Source organism: Corallococcus terminator, from assembly GCF_003611635.1.
In the GTDB taxonomy this organism is placed as follows: Bacteria; Myxococcota; Myxococcia; order Myxococcales; family Myxococcaceae; genus Corallococcus; species Corallococcus terminator.
The window spans coordinates 1-18,572 of the sequence record NZ_RAVZ01000191.1 but is presented as its reverse complement, the minus strand read 5'-3'; the positions used below and the strand labels follow the sequence as shown (position 1 = coordinate 18,572).

16 protein-coding genes and 1 pseudogene are annotated in these 18,572 nt (G+C 70.2%); 14 read left to right on the top strand and 3 right to left on the bottom strand.

Annotation, left to right across the window (positions count from 1 at the left end; genetic code table 11):
- From D7V88_RS25040 to D7V88_RS25035, 3 genes and pseudogenes are all read left to right on the top strand, one after another.
- Window positions 1-1,129: sigma-54 interaction domain-containing protein (locus tag D7V88_RS25040; protein ID WP_147448858.1), on the top strand; the 1,129-nt coding region annotated here is incomplete at its 5' end.
- Window positions 1,126-1,603, top strand: a pseudogene (locus tag D7V88_RS45670) (serine/threonine-protein kinase); the annotation flags it as partial. The gene D7V88_RS25040 and the pseudogene D7V88_RS45670, both read left to right, overlap by 4 nt.
- Window positions 1,604-1,854: 251 nt before the next feature.
- Complete coding sequence (locus D7V88_RS25035; protein WP_443651599.1) at window positions 1,855-3,852, top strand: SUMF1/EgtB/PvdO family nonheme iron enzyme; 1,998 nt, start codon at window positions 1,855-1,857, stop codon at window positions 3,850-3,852.
- A gap of 1 nt (window position 3,853) precedes the next feature.
- Here D7V88_RS25035 and D7V88_RS25030 read toward each other — a convergent pair whose 3' ends face one another.
- On the bottom strand, window positions 3,854-5,449 hold the full coding sequence (locus tag D7V88_RS25030; protein WP_120543166.1) for an ADYC domain-containing protein: 1,596 nt from the start codon (window positions 5,447-5,449) through the stop codon (window positions 3,854-3,856).
- A gap of 92 nt (window positions 5,450-5,541) precedes the next feature.
- Complete coding sequence (locus D7V88_RS25025; protein WP_147448857.1) at window positions 5,542-7,161, bottom strand: ADYC domain-containing protein; 1,620 nt, start codon at window positions 7,159-7,161, stop codon at window positions 5,542-5,544.
- A 271-nt stretch (window positions 7,162-7,432) separates the two neighbouring features.
- Here D7V88_RS25025 and D7V88_RS25020 point away from each other — a divergent pair, with 271 nt between their 5' ends.
- Window positions 7,433-9,364, top strand: a complete 1,932-nt coding sequence (locus D7V88_RS25020; RefSeq protein WP_120543164.1) for a CocE/NonD family hydrolase — start codon at window positions 7,433-7,435, stop codon at window positions 9,362-9,364.
- A 93-nt stretch (window positions 9,365-9,457) separates the two neighbouring features.
- Window positions 9,458-10,534 (top strand): RNA 3'-terminal phosphate cyclase, encoded by a 1,077-nt coding sequence (rtcA, locus tag D7V88_RS25015; protein WP_120543163.1) that lies wholly within the window; start codon window positions 9,458-9,460, stop codon window positions 10,532-10,534.
- A 42-nt stretch (window positions 10,535-10,576) separates the two neighbouring features.
- Here rtcA and D7V88_RS25010 read toward each other — a convergent pair whose 3' ends face one another.
- Window positions 10,577-10,861: a hypothetical protein gene (locus tag D7V88_RS25010; protein ID WP_341870705.1), complete on the bottom strand. Its 285-nt coding sequence runs from the start codon at window positions 10,859-10,861 to the stop codon at window positions 10,577-10,579.
- A gap of 141 nt (window positions 10,862-11,002) precedes the next feature.
- Between D7V88_RS25010 and sppA the strand changes: the two genes are divergently transcribed.
- The 9 genes from sppA to D7V88_RS24965 all read left to right on the top strand — a co-directional run.
- Window positions 11,003-12,703, top strand: a complete 1,701-nt coding sequence (gene sppA, locus D7V88_RS25005; protein WP_120543161.1) for a signal peptide peptidase SppA — start codon at window positions 11,003-11,005, stop codon at window positions 12,701-12,703.
- A gap of 9 nt (window positions 12,704-12,712) precedes the next feature.
- Complete coding sequence (locus D7V88_RS25000) at window positions 12,713-13,468, top strand: TFIIB-type zinc ribbon-containing protein (RefSeq protein WP_120543160.1); 756 nt, start codon at window positions 12,713-12,715, stop codon at window positions 13,466-13,468.
- A 137-nt stretch (window positions 13,469-13,605) separates the two neighbouring features.
- Window positions 13,606-14,208 carry a hypothetical protein gene (locus tag D7V88_RS24995; RefSeq protein ID WP_120543159.1) on the top strand — a complete coding sequence of 201 codons (603 nt, stop codon included), beginning with the start codon at window positions 13,606-13,608 and terminating at the stop codon, window positions 14,206-14,208.
- 154 nt (window positions 14,209-14,362) lie between these two features.
- Window positions 14,363-15,451 (top strand): Mrp/NBP35 family ATP-binding protein, encoded by a 1,089-nt coding sequence (locus D7V88_RS24990; RefSeq protein ID WP_120543158.1) that lies wholly within the window; start codon window positions 14,363-14,365, stop codon window positions 15,449-15,451.
- Window positions 15,452-15,474: 23 nt separating this feature from the next.
- Window positions 15,475-15,987 (top strand): hypothetical protein, encoded by a 513-nt coding sequence (locus D7V88_RS24985; RefSeq protein WP_120543157.1) that lies wholly within the window; start codon window positions 15,475-15,477, stop codon window positions 15,985-15,987.
- An 8-nt stretch (window positions 15,988-15,995) separates the two neighbouring features.
- Complete coding sequence (locus D7V88_RS24980) at window positions 15,996-16,445, top strand: hypothetical protein (RefSeq protein WP_244238378.1); 450 nt, start codon at window positions 15,996-15,998, stop codon at window positions 16,443-16,445.
- Window positions 16,446-16,492: 47 nt separating this feature from the next.
- Window positions 16,493-17,341, top strand: a complete 849-nt coding sequence (locus D7V88_RS24975; protein ID WP_120543156.1) for a 3-hydroxyacyl-CoA dehydrogenase family protein — start codon at window positions 16,493-16,495, stop codon at window positions 17,339-17,341.
- A gap of 33 nt (window positions 17,342-17,374) precedes the next feature.
- The gene (locus D7V88_RS24970; RefSeq protein WP_120543155.1) at window positions 17,375-18,151 is read left to right on the top strand and encodes an enoyl-CoA hydratase-related protein; all 777 of its coding nucleotides are present in this window, start codon (window positions 17,375-17,377) and stop codon (window positions 18,149-18,151) included.
- A gap of 1 nt (window position 18,152) precedes the next feature.
- A partial coding sequence (locus D7V88_RS24965; RefSeq protein WP_120543168.1) for a hypothetical protein occupies window positions 18,153-18,572 on the top strand: 420 nt, incomplete at its 3' end.

The window sequence follows — 18,572 nt, the reverse complement described above, 5'->3', positions numbered from 1 at the left end:
GTTGCAGGGGGATGCGCTGATTGGCGCGGCGCGGGCGGCGGCCCTGGCGGCGGACCGCGGCGAGACGCGCGTCAGCGGGCCTTCGCTGTACCGGCTGGCGCTGGGCGAGCGGTCGGTGGTGGTGGCGGACGCGGCGCTGGTGCGGCTGTTCGAGCTGTTGCGAAGGCTGGCGGCGAGCCCGCTGCCGGTGCTGGTGCACGGCGAGACGGGGGCGGGCAAGGAGAACGCGGCGTGGGCGGTGCATCACTGGTCGCCGCGTTCGGCGCAGACCTTCGTGGCGATCAACTGCGCGGCGCTGCCGGAGAGCCTGGTGGAGGCGGAGCTGTTCGGCCATGAGAAGGGGGCCTTCTCCGGCGCGGACCGGGCGCGGGCGGGGCTCCTGGAGCGGGCCAGTGGTGGGACGCTGTTCCTGGACGAGGTGGCGGAGCTGTCGCTGCCCATCCAGGCGAAGCTCCTGCGCGCGTTGGATCAACAGGTCATCACCCGGCTGGGGGATTCGCGCGAGCGGCCGGTGGACCTGCGCGTGGTGGCGGCCACGCACCGGGTGCTGGCGGACGAGGTGAAGGCGGGGAGGTTCCGGCAGGACCTGTTCTTCCGCCTGTCCGCGGCGGTGGTGATGCTGCCGCCCCTGCGAGACAGGCCCCGGGAGCTGCCGCTGCTGGCGAGGGCCTTCCTGGAGGATGCCTGCGCGAGGGCGGGGCGTCCGGTGCTGCACCTGTCCGCCGCGACCATGGCGGTCCTGGGTGCGCATTCCTGGCCGGGCAACGTGCGCGAACTCAAGAACGCGCTGGAGTACGCGGCGGCCACGTCACCGGGGCCGGTGGTGGAGCCTTCGCACCTGCCGGAGTCCCTGCGCGAGGGACTGGAGCGGACGGACATGGAGGGGGACCCGGACGAGGGCGGTGACACCCTGCGTGACGGGATGGAGACCCCGGTGCCGCGTGCGTTCCAGAACCTGGCGGAGGAGCTGCGGACGCTGGAGCGGCAGCGGATGGTGGAGGCGCTGGAGGCGACGGGCGGGGTGCAGACGCGCGCGGCGCAGTTGATTGGCATGCCGCTGCGCACGTTCGCGTTCAAGTTGAAGCAGCACCGCATCGCTTCGCGAGGACGGGGCCCGGCGGTGGAATGAGGAGCGAGGGCCTCTCACCGTGGCAGCCCCCCGCGACGTTCGGGGAGTACCGCCTGTTGCAGCCGTTGGGCCGGGGCGCGATGGGGGAGGTGTACCTCGCGCATGACACGGTGTTGGACCGGCTGGTGGCGGTGAAGTTCATCGCGGGCGTCGCGCCGGATGAGGTGCAGCGCGAGCGCTTCCGCACCGAGGCTCGGGCAATTGCGCGGGTGCAGCATCCGAACGTGGTGGGCATCCACCGCGTGGGGGAGGTGCGGGATCGGCCGTATCTGGTCTCGGAGTTCCTGCGCGGGGACAGCCTGGATCGGCTGGCGCGTCCGGTGCCGTGGGAGCGCGTGCTGGAGATTGGCATCGGGCTTTCGCGGGGGCTCGCGGCGGCGCACCGGCAGGGGGTGCTGCACCGGGACCTCAAGCCCGCGAACGCGCTGCTGACGGAGGACGGGCAGGTGAAGCTGCTCGACTTCGGCGTGGCGAAGCTGCTCGACGTGGCGGTGGTGCCTGTCGGGCCTGTGCTTCTGCCGGACTTCCAGGCGGATGGGGCAGGGGGCCTGCTGGCGGAGGGCTCGGCGACGGTGGATCTGCCGGAGGGCACCGGGGACCGGGAGGGTCCGCGGCCGATCTCGACGACAGGCCGTTCAGGCGTTGCTGAAGCAGGAGCCCTCCGACGCCTCGCGTCCGCGAACCAGGCCACGATCGATTCAGCGGAGGACTTGCGGCGAAGCGCGATGGCCGCACCTCCGCGCAGTGAGGACTCCTCCCAACGCACCGCGACCGTGGCCCCGCTTGCGCCGCAGGAGCTTCCGCGCGGCCCTTCGGAACTGCTCTCCACGGGCCGCATCGGGACCCCGCTCTACATGGCGCCCGAGGTCTGGAGGGGCGAACCCGCCACGGCCCGAAGCGATCTCTTCTCCCTGGGGGTGCTCCTCCACGAGCTGTGCGGAGGCACCACTCCCGGGCCGCTCGCGGATGCGCCCTTCGAACCCCGGGCCTTCGCGCCCCTGGACGCGGTGGTGCCCGGAATCGATCCGTCCTTCGCGTCGGTCGTCATGCGCTGCCTCGCGCATGAACCATCCGCGCGCTTCGACTCCGCCGACTCCCTGCGCGAGGCCCTGGAGTCCATCGCGTCGCGCCTCTCCGTCCTCAGCGGGGACACCTCCCTCGCGGTTCCCCCGAGGCCCCGGCCCAGGTGGGTGCGGGTCGGCCGGGTGATCGCGCTCCCGCTCCTGGCGGCATCCATCTTCCTCGGCAGCAATTGGTACGGTGATCACTCCCGTCGTCGCGACGCCGAGCAGGCGCTGGCCTCCGTTGCAGCCGCGCTCGATGCGAACCGGGTCCTGGACGTGCAGATTGAATCCCTCCGCGCGGAGGCCTTCTCCGCGTTCGATTCGGACCGGGTGCCCTTCGCCGAGGACGCCTGGGCCAAGGCCTTGTCCCTGGGTGCGAAGCAGGCCCGAAGCTACGAAGAAGTCACCGCGATCCTCGAGGCCTCACGGACGCGCGTGGGTGCGGGCTGGAATGATGCGCTGGATCAGCGCCTGGCCGACGTGCTCTTCCAGCGCATCCTCATCGCGGAGCGCGACCGCAAATCCGAAGTCCGCGCGGCCCTGATCCAACACCTGGACGAAGTGGATCCCAGTGGCACCACGAGCAACAAGCTGAGAGCCCCCGTCCGCATGGACCTGGACAGCGATCCTCCGGGAGCCACCGTCCAGGTTGAAAGCCTGGAGCCGATCGCGGGCGAACCCTCCGAACCCTGGACCATCGGCACCACGCCCATCACCTCGGGCATCACGCTGTCACCCGGCTCCTACCTCCTGACGTTCACACGACCGGACCGGCCCCCCGTGCGCTACCCGGTGCTGCTCGGGCGCGGTGGTGTCTTCCAGGCCCGCGTGGTCCTCCCCGAACACGTTCCGGACGGCTACGTGTACGTGCCCCCGGGCCGCTTCCTCTACGGCAGCGGCGACGACGAAAGCATCCGCCGCACCGTCGTGCGCACGCGACCGCTGCACCCGCTCACCACCGGGGCCTTCCTCATCGCGCGCCACGAAGTCACGTACGCGGACTGGCTCACCTGGCTGCGCGCACTGCCCGCGTCGGAGCGCGCCGCGCGCAGACCCCGGGGCACGAACTACTTCGGCACCATCGAACTGCGACCCGACCCCGACGACACCTGGACCTTCCACCTGGAACACGAAGGCGTCGCCTACCGCGCGAGGGAAGGGGAGCCGTTGCGCTATCAGGACCGCGAGCAGCGCGCCGAACAGGACTGGCGCCGCTTCCCCGTGTCCGGAATCTCCTGGGAGGACGCCCGCGCCTATGTGTCCTGGCTGGACACCACCGGCCGGCTCCCCCGCGCGCGCCTGTGCACCGAACGGGAGTGGGAACGCGCCGCCCGGGGCGCGGACGGGCGCGACTATCCGCACGGTTCGACGCTCGCGCCGGACGACGCCAACTTCGACGCCACCTACGGCCGCAAGCCCCGCGCCTTCGGGCCGGACGCGGTGGGCTCACACCCCGCGTCGGACAGTCCCTTCGGCGTAACGGATCAGTCCGGCAACGTGTGGGAGTGGCTGGTGACGGACACGCAGGGCACGCCCGCGTACGGCGGCGGGTCGTTCTACCAGGACGCGCTCACCGCCCGGGTCCTCAACCACGGCGACGGGGAGCCACGCACACGCTTCCCCTTCATCGGGATGCGCGTGTGCGCGTCCGTGCCGTGATTCAGAGGTCGCGGCCCGGGAGCTGGCCCACCGCCGGCAGGTAGCCCAGGTCGCGCACGAAGATGAAACCGGCCGGAGCCTCCGTCATCGTCGCGAAGACTCCCGCCTGCGTCGCATGCCGCCACAGCTTCAGGGGACGCCGCTGGCCCGCGCTGGTGGTGTCCACGCTGCTGTACACGAAGCCCTCCAGCCCACCATCCCCCGCGATGGACTTGAGCGTGTAGCCGGGCGCCGAATCACACACCTTCGAATCCGTGAGCAGCTTGCGTCCGCTGCTCGTCGTGCAGCGGTACAGCGGCTTGATGAACGCTTCCATCCGCTGCTTCAGCTCCGTCGTCAGCGTCGCGGCCAGGATGGGCCCCTCCACCCGCAGCGGCTCGAACGTGGAAGGCGCCGTGTCACCCATGCCCGGCATCAGGTGGAAACCGCCCAGCTCCGTCCCTCCCGCGGACTCACCCGGGAAGCCCTGCACGGCGGTCGTCGTGATGTACTCGGTGGTGCCCCGCTTGAACGTCACCAGTGCGCGGTCCAGGAAGGGCGAGTACGACACGAGCATCCGGTCCCCCAGTTGGGACAGGTTCAGCATCTCGCAGGAGACCTTGGTCTCGGGGATGTGGAGGTCGGCATCCAGGCAGGTGCCTTCCGTCGAAAGCGTGTCCCAGCGCCGCTTGCCCAGGCACACCGGGCGCGCGAGGCCACAGGCATCCATCGTCCACACGGCTTCCAGCGAATGCCCCGTCGTCCCCAGTTGCTCCGGCAGCTTGCCCTGGATGCTGATCGCCGCGGCGGCCTGCGGCCCCATGAAGGACAGCGGCGTGCCGTCCAGCGTGTTGCTCTTGCCCTCGCCGCAGTAGTCCGCCACCGCCATGCGCGTGCAGAGCTGGTGGTACTCCCGCGCGAAGGTGTCCGTCGTGGACGACTCTCCGGCCCACGGCGCATAGCCCCAGTCGATGCACTTGGCGATGACGCCACCCCCCACGAAGAACGGCTTGCCCGCCGTGCCCTGGTTCGAGGGCGCGCAGGCGAACGTGAAGTAGTTCGGGTTCTGCAGGAGGTCCCCGGACGTGGACCACGCATTCGGCACCGCGAGCGCGAAGCCAGTGCCGGTGGGACACAGCGCCACCTCCTCCTTGTCCGTCGTGGACGCCGTCACCCGGTACTCCCACCGGGCCTTGCCCGCCTGGACGAGCTCGGTGGTACAGGCCACCGGGGACGAATCGATGTCCTCGTGGCACCGGACCTCGCGGATGGTCAGCTTCACCGAACGCCCTTCGAACGGAGCGCGGAACGACACGCCCACCAGGGTCGGTCCCTCGAACCTCCGCCGCACCTGATACGGAGGGTCGTCCAGGGTGCAGGATTGGTTCACCAGCAACCGCCCCCCATCGGCCATCGTGCCCGCTCCCGAGGAACACTGCGTCCCCGCGGGCGCTGGGGTCGGCTCCACCGACTTCAGGGGGATGTTGATGAACTCGAAGCGCTCCGACCCGTGCAGTCGCGTTCCCTGCGCGCTGTTCGTGGGAGGAGGCTCCGCACCAGCCCCAGCGCCCACCGTCAACACCGCGCCCACCAGCCACCACTTCCCATGCATCGCCATCACGTCAGCTCCTGTCGCGCGTTCATGCGAACCCTGCTCCCGTTACGCCGGCGGCCCGCGAAATTCGGGCCGCCCGGCGTCCAGGGCCGGGCTCAGAGATCGCGGCCCGGGAGCTGACCCACGGCGGGCAGGTAGCCCAGGTCCTTGATGAAGACGAACGCGGAGGAGGGGGACTGGGTGGACGTGGCGTAGAAGCCCAGCGTCGGATGCTTCCACAGCTTCAGGGGCCGTCGCTGCCCCGTGCCGACGGTGTCCACGGAGCTGTACACATAGCCCTCGATGCCCTGGTCGGAGTTCATGGCATGGAGGAAGAAACCGGTGGCGGGAGCGCAGGTGTTGGAGTCCGTGAGCAGCTTGCGGCCCGCGGAGTCCACGCACCGGTACAGCGGTTTGATGAAGGCCCCCATGCGCTTCTTGATGTTCGCGGGCAGCTTCGCGGAGAGGATGGGACCTTCCGCGCGCAGGGGAACGTACGGCGACGGCATGTCCGCCAGCCCATCACCGGTGAGGTCCGTCTTGAACGTGGACACGTCCATGAAGCCCGGGTGCTCCTGGAGATCCGCCACCACCGACGTGGTCGTCACGAACTCCGTGTCGTTCTTCTTGAACATCACCAACGCACGGTCGATGAAGAGCGAATAGGACACGAGCAGCGTGTCGTCCGCGAAGTTCGTCAGCTTCATGTCCTCGCATGGCCGGATGGAAGGCCCGGTGGCGATGACGGGAGGCGTGCCGGCTTCGAGCGCGCGGTTGAGGCACGTGGCCTCCAGCGACAGGCTGTCCCAGCGCTTCTTGCCCAGGCACAGCGGCCGGACCGTGCCGCAGGAGTCCCGCGCCCACACGGCTTCGAGCGCGTACTGCCCCTGGTTCACGGTCGCCGCCGGGTAGCCGTTGGTGCTCAGGGCCAGGGCGTTCTGCGGCCCCATGAAGGACAGCGGCGTGCCGTCCAGCGTGTTGCTCTTCCCCTCGCCGCAATAGTCCGCCCTCGCCATGCGCGTGCAGAGTTCGTGGGAGTCGCGCGTGATGTCGTCCCCGTTGGTGGCTCCACTCCAGGGCGCATAGCCCCAGTCGATGCACTTGGCGATGACACCTCCGCCCACGAAGAACGGACTGCTGGAGGTGCCCTGGTTCGAGGGCGCGCACGCGAAGGTGAAGTAGTCCGGGTTGTTCAGCAGCTCACCGCCCGCCGACCACGGATGGGGCACCGCGAGCGCGAACCCGCTGCCCGTCGGGCACAGCGGCACGGTCGTCTTGTCGTCCGTGGTGGCGCTCACCCGGAACTCCCAGCGCGCCGCGCCGGAGTTGAGGTTCTCGGTCGAACACGCGACCGGAGCGCCCGTGATGCCCACGTGACAGCGGGCCTCCTGGATGACGAGCTTCACGGAGCGGCCCTCGAACGGCGCACGGAAGGTCGTCCCCACCAGCGAGGGCCCATCCTGGAGCGCCCCCGGAAACGGCGGAGTCCCCCCGGTGCACGTCACCTGCCACACGACGATTCGCCCGCCCACCATCCCGGACTTCACCGTCGCGCACGTCACACCCGAGGGAAGCGGCGGCCCCTCCACGGAGGCATGCGGGATGTTGATGGACTCGAAGCGCTCCGAGCCATGCAACTGCGTCCCCTGCGCGCTGTTCGTCGGCGGAGGCTCCGCGACCACGACCGCGCTTCCCAACATCACCGCGCCCAGCAGTCCCTGCCTCCAGGCCTTCATGATGGATGACACGTGTTCGTCTCCCGCCTGCGGATGTTTGAGCGGGACGCGTGAACGCGCCCCCGCATGAACCAGTACGCCGGAGACCTGTGCAATTCGAAGGCCCGCCTCCGTCGCCACGGGCGGGTGTGCAAACCTTGCCGGGAGTGCAAGCCCCGCACGCCAGGGCCTCGGCCCCCTGTGCAAACCTTGCACGGGCACGCCGCGCTTCCTTGCCCCCGCCGCATCCCCCACAATGCCGCCGCACAATCCACTCGAAGAGGGAGGGGGCATGTCCCCGGGCACCCGCATCCTGGCCGCGCTCACGCTGTTCTCGCTGTCCGGCACCGCCGTCGCGCAGACGCAACCCGCGCCGAAGCCGCCGTCCGAACAGAGCCCGGAGCAGCGCGCCGCCTACGTGCGTTCGCACTACACGAAGTACGAGGTGCGCATCCCCATGCGCGACGGCGTGAAGCTCTTCACGTCCTTCTACGTCCCCAACGACGCGAGCCCCACGAAGCGCTACCCCGTGCTGCTCCAGCGCACGCCGTACTCGGCGGCCCCGTACGGCGTGGACCGCTATCCGAAGAGCCTGGCCACCACGGCCTTCGAACAGGACGGCTTCATCTTCGCGGTCCAGGACGTGCGCGGCCGCTACCTGTCCGAAGGCGATTTCGTGGACGTGCGCCCCCACCGCGCCAGCAAGCGCGGCAAGGAGGTGGATGAGAGCAGCGACACGTACGACACCATCGACTGGCTGGTGAAGCACGCGCCCCACAACAACGGCCGCGTGGGCATGTGGGGCATCTCCTATCCGGGCTTCTACGCGTCTGCGGGCGCCATCGACTCACACCCCGCGCTCAAGGCCGTGTCGCCGCAGGCGCCCATCGCGGACTGGTTCTGGGACGACATGCACCGGCATGGCGCCCTCAACCTCCAGCTCACGTTCACGTTCTTCTCCGCGTTCGGCAAGCCGCGCCCCACGCTCACCGACGTGGAGGGGTGGGAGGGGTTCGACCTGGGCACCCCGGACGCGTACCAGTTCTTCCTGGACCTGGGCCCGGTGGCCAACGCGGACACGAAGCACTTCCGAGGCGACATCGCCTTCTGGAAGGACCTGCTCGCGCACCCCAACTACGACGCCTTCTGGCAGGCGCGAAACCTCCTGCCGCACCTGAAGAACATCAAGGCGGCGATGCTGGTGGTGGGCGGCTGGTACGACGCGGAGGACCTCTACGGCCCGCTGCGCACGTACGCCGCCATCGAGAAGCAGAACCCCGGCATCACCAACACGCTGGTGATGGGCCCCTGGCCCCACGGCGGCTGGATGCGCACGGACGGCACCGGGCTGGGCGACGCGGACTTCGGCTTCCCCACGAGCGTCACGTACCAGGACCTGGCGCTGGCCTTCTTCAAGCACCACCTGAAGGGCGGGCCCGCCCCCACCGTCCCGGAGGCCCTCGTCTTCGAGGGCGGCGCCAACCGCTGGCGCCACCTGGATGCGTGGCCTCCGAAGGCCGCGAAGCCGACGCGGCTGTTCTTCCAGCCCCAGGGCGCGCTGACGTTCCAGGCGCCCACGGGCAAGGAGGCGTCGTTCGACGAATACGTGAGCGACCCGGCGAAGCCCGTGCCGTACACGCAGGCTCAAAGCGCCAACATGACCCAGGGCTTCATGGCGGAGGATCAGCGCTTCGCCTCGCGCCGCCCGGACGTGGTCGTGTACCAGACGCCGCCCCTGGAGGAGGACCTCACGCTGGCGGGCCCGCTGGAGGCGGAGCTGTGGGTGTCCACCACCGGCAGCGACGCGGACTGGGTGGTGAAGCTGGTGGACGTGAACCCGGGCAAGCTGCGCGGCTGGACGAAGGAGTCGGCGTCCTCTGGCGAGCGTGACCGGGGAGGCCAGCAGACGCTGGTGCGCGCGGAGCCGTTCCGGGGCCGCTTCCGCGACAGCTATCTGCAGCCCAAGCCCTTCACCCCCAACGAGGTGACGAAGGTGCGCTTCGTCATCAACGACGTGTTCCACACCTTCCAGCGCGGCCACCGGCTGATGGTGCAGGTGCAGTCGAGCTGGTTCCCGTTCATCGACCGCAACCCGCAGACCTTCGTGCCCAACATCCCCCTGGCGAAGGAGAGCGACTTCGTGCGCGCCATGCACCGCATCCACCACTCGGCGGCGCACCCCAGCGCACTGAAGGTGTCCGTGCTGCCGGCGTTGGACGACTAAGTCACCAGCCGGACGCGCGGGGTCTGCTACGCTCGCGCGCCGCCGGGCGGGAGCGCTTCACGCCTTTCGCCTTCGACCCATGACGGGAGGGACATGACCGGTCACGACCGGACCGACTCCGAGCTGGTGCTGCTCGACGGAAGCATGGGGGAGGGAGGGGGCCACATCCTCCGCTCGGCGCTGTGCCTGTCGCTCATCACCGGCCGGCCCTTCCAGCTCACCCGGCTGCGCGAGCACCGGGAGCCGCCGGGCCTGAGGCCCCAGCACCTGGCCTATGTGCGCGGCGCGGAGGCCCTGAGCACCAGCACCAGCGAGGGCGCCGCCGTGGGCGCGTCCGACATGCGCTTCACCCCTGGCCCGGTGCGCGCGGGGGACTACCTGCTGGAGGTCGGCACCGCGGGCAGCACGCCACTGCTGTTCCAGTGCCTCGTGTACCCGCTCGCGCTGGCGGGCGGAGGCCGGCTCACGCTCCGAGGCGCCACGCACCTCCAGAACAGCCCCAGCTTCCATGCCCTCACCGGCGCATGGCTGCCGGTGGCGCGCGCCTACGGGTTTCCCGTGCAGCTTTCGCTCACGCACGCGGGCTTCTATCCGGAGGGCGCGGGCGAATTCACCGCGGAGGTGGGGGCCCCGGAGGAACCGCCGCTGCGGGTGGACCTGCCCGCGCGGGGCGTGCTGCGCGAGGTGCGGGTGATGTCCTTCGTGGGCGGGCTGCCCTTCGGCGTGGCGGAGCGTCAGTCGCGCGCCGCGGTGGCCGCGCTGCGCGAGCGGGGCATCCTGGCGGAGGCCGACAACCGGCCGCTGCCGGTGACGCGCTCGCAGGGCACGGTGACGTTCGTGCTGGCGCAGTTCGAACACACCGTCGCGGCCTTCACGTCGCTGGGGGATAGGGCGCTGGACGCGGAAGCGGTGGGACGAAGGGCGGCGGAGGCCCTGACCCGGTTCATGGAGACGGGTGGGGCGCTGGACGAGCACCTGGCGGAGCAGTTGCTCCTGCCAGCGGCGCTCCTGGCGTCGGGGCGACTGGGGCCGGTGACGCCGGGCACCACGCGCTTCACCACCGCGTGTGTCACGGGGGAGCTGACGACCCAGGCGGAGGTGCTGCGGCGGTTCCTGCCCGTGGACATCCGCGTGGAACCGGGCGGGGCGGTGGAAGTCCGCCCCGCCTGAAGCTCCGAAGGGCGCCGTTGGAAGACGGCGCTGGGACGGCTGCTAGGTGTCGTCGCCGCCGTCGTGGGCGCCGAAGGTGTTCGCGGTGGCCATGTCCTTCACCGTGCCGCGGTAGGCCTTGATGGCGAAGGGCAGACACACCGCGAAGATGAGGCCCGCGAGCCCGATGGCCCGCCACGGCATGGGCTTCTCCTTGGGCTTCGCGTCCTTTTGGTAACCCGAAAGGTTGTTGCCCATGGCGCGCGCCTTGGCGGCGTCCTTCTCTTCCTGGGTCAACTCCTTGCGGGTCTGGAAGTCCTGGGGCTGACGGCGCTGGGGCTGGGCCATGACAGCGCCGCCCCAGACGAGGGCGAGGATCAGAACAAGCCGGGGGAGCGAGGGGGAGGACATGGGCCCTGAGCCTAACAGAGCCTCCCTTCGCGATGAACAGGGGTTGCTTCACACCACCTGGGCCGTTACCCGCGCCCCATGCTCCGGCTCCCCCTCGTCCTCCTGGCGAACCTGTTCCTCGGGCTGCGCCTGCTGCTGGGCCTGCCCTTTCGTCTGATGGCGGTGCGTCAACGACCCTCCTGGGTCCGCTTCCGGCTCGCGGGGAGCCTGCCGTACCGGCCGCGCCGGGGCCCCCGCCTCCGCCTGGGAGGCCCCCCGGTGGAGCCCGCCACCGTCACCTCGCTGGAGGACTTCGGTCGGGCGCTGAGGCTGCTCGCCGCCGACCCGAAGGTGGAGGGCATCCTCCTGGAGGTGGAGGGGGTGTCGCTGACGGACGCCCGGCGCGAGGCCCTGCTGGCCCTGCTGTCGGACTTCCAGGCCGCCGGCAAGCGGGTGGTGTCCTGGGCGGTGATGGTGGACACGAACGAGTACCCCGTCCTCGGCGCGGCGGACGAGGTGCTGCTTGCTCCCATGGGGCGCGTGGAACTGGTGGGCTACGCGGCGGAGGCCACGGTGCTGGGCGAGGCCTTCGACCGGGTGGGCATCCACGCCCACTTCGCCCGCCGGGGTGACTACAAGACGGCGCCGGAGTTCTTCACGGACGGCAAGGTGTCCGACATCCAGCGCCAGACGCTGGAGACGTTCCTGGATGAACGGTTCGCCGCGCTGGTGGAGGCCCTCTCCCGGTCGCGCGGCAAGACGCCGGAGGAGGCGAAGGCCCTCATCGACGCCGGGCCCTACAGCGCGAAGCGGGCGCTGGAGGCGGGGCTGGTGGACGGGCTGGTCCACGAGGCGGACCTGGGCGCGCACCTGGGCCTGGAGTCGAAGAAGCGCGGCGGCGACGAAGAGACCCCGGTGCCGACCTTTGGCGCGTACCTGGCGACGCAGGCTTTTCCGCCGGTGCGCTGGCTGAAGCTGCGGCGCCGGCCCCGGCTCGCGGTGGTGGACGTGGCGGGCATGATCGTCCCGGGCAGCGGCGGGGCGGGCCGGTTCGCGGCGGCGGACACGGTGGTGAAGGCGCTGCGCAAGGCGGGGCGCGACCCGAGGGCGAAGGCGGTGGTCCTGGCGGTGAACAGTCCGGGAGGCTCGAGCCTCGCGTCGGAGCAGATGCTGGAGGCGGTGAAGCGGGTGGCGAAGCAGAAGCCGGTCATCGCGTACGTGGATCAACTGTGCGCGAGCGGCGGGTACATGGCGGCCATCGGCGCGAAAGAGATCTGGTCCGCGCCGCACGCCATCGTGGGCTCCATTGGCGTCTTCATCGGCAAGTTCGAATACGGCGGCCTGCTGGAGAAGCTGGGCGTGCAGCGCACCACGCTGACGCGGGGGGAGAACGCGGCGTTCGCCTCCAACTCCAGGGGGTTCACGCCACACGAGCGCGCCGCGCTGGAGCGCGAGGTGGAGGAGTCCTACCAGACGTTCCTGGAGCTGGTGGCGCAGGCGCGCGGCCGGACGAAGGAGGAGATCCACGAGCGAGCGGAGGGCAGGGTGTACTCGGGGCTGCGCGCGAGGGACGCAGGGCTGGTGGACCGCATCGGGGGCTTCGAGGAGGTCTGCCGCCACGCGATGGACGAGGCGCGGGAGTCCTCCGACGACTTCGAGATCGTCCGCTACGGCGGCGGGGCACGCTCGAAGCTGTCGCTCCTGAAGCTGCTGACGGCCGCATCGCACCCGACCACGTATGCCTTCTGCACCGCGGCATGGAGCCTCTGGGGACTCGGGTCTTTGCGGCGCTTGGACTAACATGGGGGCATGGCCCGCTCCTGCCCGGTGTGCCCCAGCCAACCGTTGAACGTCGTCCAGGCCTCGGACGTGGACGTGGACATCTGTCCGCGCTGCCACGGCCTGTTCTTCGATCGGGGAGAGCTGGAACGCTTTCCGGACCGGCCCTCGCTCAAGCCGCTGATGGGCACCGCGAGGAACGCCGCGTCCCGGTGCCGCGCCGGAGGACATCTGGTGCCGCGCTCCCTGGCCAACTGCGCCACGTGTCGCAGTGAGCCCGTGGCCTGTCCGGGCTGTGGCGCGAGGCTCGGGCTGGTGTCCGCGCGAGTCTGCACGGTGGACCTGTGCGTGCAGTGCGGAGGCGCGTGGCTGGACGCGGGCAAGTTCGAAACGCTCGAACACGCCACCGTGGAGGCTCCAAAGGCGTCACCGTCCGGCTCCAAGGTGGGCTGGGAGGTCGCCCCCGCCACGGACGGAGGCGCCGACCCATGGATGGCCCCGGGCGCCACGGCCCCGTTGCCACCGTCGCATTCACCCTCCGGGGGCTATGGCCTGTCGTCTCCCTTTGGCTGCGTGCAGTGCGCCCTCCCGGTGCCGGTGAGCCAGGCCTGGGCCTGGAACGGCGACATCTACTGCGGCGAACACCGCCCCAAGGGCGCCGTGTCGGGCGCGAGCCTGCCCAAGCACCGGTCTCCGGAGGCCCTGCCTGAACTGACCATGGGCCGCAATGGCCCGGATTGGGGCGATCTGGTGTTCTGGGTGGTCCAGTTGCTCCGGATTCGCTGACGGCCCCAGGCTCGGGAAGCCCCCACCTGTCCGGCCGCCCTGGGGAGCGCCAGGGAGGGCAGGGCGCATGAACGACACCGCTGGGTGCCCCGGAGATTGCTCCCCCCAGGCACGGGGTCTACCCTGCCGCGCCAGTGATGCCCCGCCTTGCTCCTCTCAGTCTGCTGCTCCTGGGCACCGCCTGCGCCACCGCGTCGCGCGAGCCGGCCTCCGTGGCGGAGGCGTACGCGAAGGCGCTGGAGGAGAACCGTCTCTCGGACGCCTACCGCCTGACGACCGGGGGACCGGAGGGCGAAGTCGCCTTCCTGGACGAGTTCTCCAACGAGACCGCCCGCCGCGAACGCGCCGCCGCCGTGCGCACCGGCACGGGTGTGCTGGAGGCCCGCGCCCCGTCCGTCACCCTGGCCCGCCAGGGCGAGGACTGGCGCGTGGTGGAATCCCGCCCGGCGGACGTGCCCCGGGCCGCACTGAAGAAGTTCCTCGACGAGGTGGAGTCGCGCGACTGGAAGGGAGCGTGGGGTCTGCTCGCCTCTCCGCTGCGCGCCCGCTACACCCCGGAGCGACTGCGCGAGGACTTCGAACGCGACCCCCTGGCGAAGGAGCGCCTGCGCCGGGCCCGGCTGTCCCTCCACACCCACGTGCGCGTGGCCGCGGGCGAGGCCCTGTTCCCGCTGGGGGAGGACCGGGCCGTGCGCCTGGTCCTGGAAGACGGGGAGTACCGGGTGGCGGCCATCGAATGAGGGCCAGAAGCCGGGCTCGGTAGGCCCGCGGCGATGGCCGATGCACCTTCCGGGCCCTCGCGTTAAACGACGTTGACAGCCCCCGGAGTGCTGGCAATCTCCGCCCCCCTTCAAGCGTGCAAACGCCCGTTTTCAAAAGGTTTCAGGTGTCCCGATGAGCGTCACACAGGCCGATGTCATGACGGCCATGTCGAAGGTGATCGATCCCGAGCTGCACATCGACCTCGTGAAGGCCGGGATGGTGAAGGACGTGCGCGTCACGGGCGACACGGTGAAGTTGAAGATCGAGCTGACCACGCCCGCGTGTCCCATGAAGGGGAAGATCCAGGCGGACGCGGAAGCGGCGCTCAAGGCGGTGCCGGGCCTGAAGACCTTCGACATCGAATGGGGCGCCCAGGTGCGCGGCGTCGCGGGCGGTTCGGGTGGCGGCGGGGCGCTGTTGCCGGGCGTGAAGAACATCCTGCTCGTGGGCGCCGGCAAGGGCGGCGTGGGCAAGAGCACGGTGGCGGTGAACCTGGCGGTGTCGCTCGCGCAGCACGGCGCCAAGGTGGGCCTGCTGGACGCGGACTTCTACGGCCCGTCGGTGCCGCTGATGACGGGACTCGCGGACAAGCGTCCGGTGAGCCCCAATGGCAAGACGTTGGATCCGCTCATCGCGCACGGCATCAAGGTGATGTCCATCGGCTTCCTGGTGGAGGCGGATCAGGCGCTCATCTGGCGTGGCCCCATGCTGCACGGCGCGCTGATGCAGTTGGTGCGCGACGTGAACTGGGGCGACCTGGACTATCTCATCCTGGACCTGCCCCCGGGCACGGGTGACGTGGCGCTGACGCTGTCCCAGTCGGTGCGCGCGGCGGGCGCGGTGCTGGTGACGACGCCGCAGGACGTGGCGCTGGCGGACGTGGTGCGCGCCAAGCAGATGTTCGACAAGGTGCACATCCCGGTGCTGGGCATCGTGGAGAACATGAGCCAGTTCATCTGCCCGCATTGCTCCAAGGCCACCCACATCTTCAACCACGGTGGCGGGCGCAAGGCGGCGGAGATGTTCGGCATTCCATTCCTCGGGGAGATCCCCCTGGACCTGAAGGTGCGCGAGTCCGGAGACTTGGGCGTGCCGGTGGTGGCGGGGGCGAAGGACAGCCTGGAGGCGAAGGCCTTCCAGGAGATTGCCCGGAATGTGGCCGGACGTGTGTCCGCGCAGACGATGAAGAGCGTGCCGTTGCCGGTGATGCAGGCCCGGTAGTGCCCAACCCGTAAGGAGACCGCATGGCCCCCGCCGGCAACGACGACTTCCCGCCTGATCCGCTGTTCGACGAATCGGAGCAGCAGCCCGGGCGTGAAAGCCGCTCGGGGGGCTTCGTGCCGGACTTCGTGCGGCGCATGGCGGTGGCCGGCATGGGCGCGGTCTTCATGACGGAGGAGGGCATCCGCTCGCTCGCGGGTCAGCTCAAGCTCCCCAAGGAGGCCCTGGGCTTCATCCTCTCCCAGGCGGAGAAGACCAAGGACGACATCTCCCGCGTCGTCACGGAGGAGATGCGCCGCTTCATGCAGTCGGAGAAGCTGCGCGATGAGTTCCTCAAGCTGCTCTCCGGCATGACGGTGGAGGTGAAGGCGCAGATCCGCCTGGTGCCGTCGGAGAAGTCGGAGAAGGAAGAAGAGCCTCCGCCGCCGGAAGCCCCCAAGGGCAAGAAGGCCGCGGAGTCTCCGCCCACGACGCGCGTGGTCATCACGGAGCTGAACGCGCGCCGTCCCGCCTCCAAGCGCACGAAGCGGGAGTAGGGGAGGACGTGGCGGAAGTCCCCGAACAGCCGTCGCCGGAGCCCCAGGCCCCGGTGCCCGCGAAGCCGCGCGGAGCCTGGCGCACGCACCCGTTGCCCAAGCGCCTGGCGCTCATCGCCATCGTCGCGGTGGGCCTGTGGCTGTGGAAGGCGACGGACGTCCCTGAACGACAGCTCATCCTCCAACTCGACGGAGCGGGCTGGAGCGACGTGCGCGCGATGGACCTCCAGGTGCTGGACCCGGAGGAGCGCATCCTCAAGCGCGAGGAGCGGTTCTTCACCAGCGGCCCGCCACCGGAGGTGACGTTCAAGATGAACCTCCCGGAGGGCACCTTCCGCACGCTCCTGTTCCTGAAGATGCGGGACAGCGAACAGCGGGTGCGCCTGGAGGAGCGGGTGTCGGTGGGCGAGGGTGAAGCCATCGTCCGACAACTGCGCCTGCCCGCCACCAGTCGTTGACCCTCCTGGGGGCGTGCGTTATGGCCGCCGGCACAGGAGAAATCGCCATGGCAACGGAACACATCGTCGTCGTCGGTGCAGGGCAGATGGGCGCGGGCATCGCGCAGGTGGCGCTCCAGGCGGGCATCCGCGTGTCGCTGGTGGACGTCAACAAGGACGGCCTCGCGAAGGGCGCGGACCGCATCAAGGCGGGCCTGAAGAAGCTGGTGGAGAAGGGCAAGCTGGACGCGGCGAAGCAGCAGGCCGCGGAAGCCAACCTCTCCACGTTCACCAGCGCGCGCGACGCGAAGGACGTGGACGTCGCCATCGAGGCCGTCACGGAGAACGAGGACCTCAAGCGCCGCATCTTCCTGGAGCTGGACGAAGTCGTCCGCCCCGGCGGCATCCTCGCCACCAACACCTCCTCCATCCCCATCACCCGCATCGCCGCGGCGACGAAGCGCCCCGAGTCCGTCATCGGGATGCACTTCATGAACCCGGTGCCGGTGATGCAGCTCGTGGAGCTGATCCGCGGCGCGGCCACCAGCGATGAGACGTACGCCACCATCCGCGCCATGGCCGAGCGCATGGGCAAGACGACGGTGGTGTCCAAGGACTACCCGGGCTTCATCGTCAACCGCATCCTCATCCCGATGCTCAACGAGGCCTGCTTCGCGCTGATGGAAGGCCTGGGCACCGCGGAGGACATCGACACCGCGATGAAGCTGGGCACCAACCAGCCCATGGGCCCGCTCCAGCTCGCGGACTTCATCGGCCTGGACACGGTGCTCTACATCGCCGAGGTCCTGCACAAGGGCCTGGGTGACTCCAAGTACCGTCCGTGCCCGCTCTTGCGCCAGTACGTGGACGCGGGCTGGTACGGCAAGAAGAGCGGCCGCGGCTTCTACAAGTACTAGTCGTCCCCACCCGACACAGGAGCTTCGACGCACATGGCCTACGAGAACATCCGGTTGGAGAAGGACGGCCCCATCGCCGTCCTCACGGTGGACCGCCCCAAGGCGCTCAACGCGCTCAACAGCGCGACGTTCCATGAGATGGACGACGCGCTGCGCTCGCTGAAGGACGACACCCGCGCCCTCATCGTCACGGGCGGTGGGGACAAGGCGTTCGTCGCCGGCGCGGACATCGCGGAGATGGTCACCATCACCGCAGCCCAGGCCCGGGAGTTCTCCGCGCTGGGACACCACGTCTTCCAGTCGCTGGAGAACCTGCCCATCCCCACCATCGCGGCGGTGAACGGCTTCGCGCTCGGCGGCGGCCTGGAGCTGGCGCTGGGCTGCGACCTCATCTACGCGTCGGAGAAGGCCAAGCTGGGCCTGCCGGAAGTCACCCTGGGCGTCATCCCGGGCTTCGGCGGCACGCAGCGGCTGACCCGGCTCGTCGGCCGCTCCCGCGCGAAGGAGATGCTCTTCACGGCGGACCGCATCGACGCGGCCCGGGCCAAGGAGATTGGCCTGGTGCTGGACGTGTTGCCCGCGGACAAGCTGATGGAGCACTGCCGCGCGGTGGCGGCGAAGATCCTCAAGAACGGTCCGCTCGCGGTGGCCCAGGCCAAGCGCGTGGTGGAGTACGGCGCGGATCAGGACCTGCGCAGCGCGAACGAGCTGGAGCGCCAGGGCTTCGCGGTCCTCTTCGGTTCTGAGGATCAGCGCGAGGGCATGGCCGCGTTCCTCGCCAAGCGTCCCGCCGCGTTCCAGGGCAAGTGACGTGAAGCACGCGGTCGCGGCCGGAAGCCTGCTGTGCTTCCTGGCCGCGTCCCAGGCCCGGGCTCAGGCCCAGACCGAAGCTCGAACCGAGGAGCTGGAACGAGCCCCGGCCCTGGTCTCCTGGAAGCGCACGCTGTGTCTCTACACGCTGTGCTTCCTGGAGCCGCTCATCCCGGACCTGCGCCGGGAGTGGGGTGACGGCGCGCACTGGGTGTTGTCCTGGCCCATCCACCCGTGGGCCACGCCACCCCTGGATGTACCCGGACCCACGCTCATCGTGTCGCCCTTCGTGGAGCCCCAGCTCCGGCTGCGGCCCAGCACGTTCCGCCTGCTGGCCGGGGCCCGCGTTTCGGCCTTCCCGGACACCTCCCGCTTCGGCGTCCTGGCCGAGGGAGCAGGCGTCTGGGGCGGGGACGGGAAG

Coding starts and splice junctions, on each gene's coding strand:
- D7V88_RS25030 (WP_120543166.1), bottom strand. CDS start 5,449: ATGGCGATGCATGGGAAGTGGTGGCTGGTGGGCGCGGTGTTGACGGTG.
- D7V88_RS24990 (WP_120543158.1), top strand. CDS start 14,363: ATGAGCGTCACACAGGCCGATGTCATGACGGCCATGTCGAAGGTGATC.
- D7V88_RS25025 (WP_147448857.1), bottom strand. CDS start 7,161: ATGAAGGCCTGGAGGCAGGGACTGCTGGGCGCGGTGATGTTGGGAAGC.
- D7V88_RS24970 (WP_120543155.1), top strand. CDS start 17,375: ATGGCCTACGAGAACATCCGGTTGGAGAAGGACGGCCCCATCGCCGTC.
- rtcA (WP_120543163.1), top strand. CDS start 9,458: ATGACCGGTCACGACCGGACCGACTCCGAGCTGGTGCTGCTCGACGGA.
- D7V88_RS24975 (WP_120543156.1), top strand. CDS start 16,493: ATGGCAACGGAACACATCGTCGTCGTCGGTGCAGGGCAGATGGGCGCG.
- sppA (WP_120543161.1), top strand. CDS start 11,003: ATGCTCCGGCTCCCCCTCGTCCTCCTGGCGAACCTGTTCCTCGGGCTG.
- D7V88_RS25000 (WP_120543160.1), top strand. CDS start 12,713: ATGGCCCGCTCCTGCCCGGTGTGCCCCAGCCAACCGTTGAACGTCGTC.
- D7V88_RS25035 (WP_443651599.1), top strand. CDS start 1,855: ATGGCCGCACCTCCGCGCAGTGAGGACTCCTCCCAACGCACCGCGACC.
- D7V88_RS25020 (WP_120543164.1), top strand. CDS start 7,433: ATGTCCCCGGGCACCCGCATCCTGGCCGCGCTCACGCTGTTCTCGCTG.
- D7V88_RS25010 (WP_341870705.1), bottom strand. CDS start 10,861: ATGGCCCAGCCCCAGCGCCGTCAGCCCCAGGACTTCCAGACCCGCAAG.
- D7V88_RS24995 (WP_120543159.1), top strand. CDS start 13,606: ATGCCCCGCCTTGCTCCTCTCAGTCTGCTGCTCCTGGGCACCGCCTGC.
- D7V88_RS24985 (WP_120543157.1), top strand. CDS start 15,475: ATGGCCCCCGCCGGCAACGACGACTTCCCGCCTGATCCGCTGTTCGAC.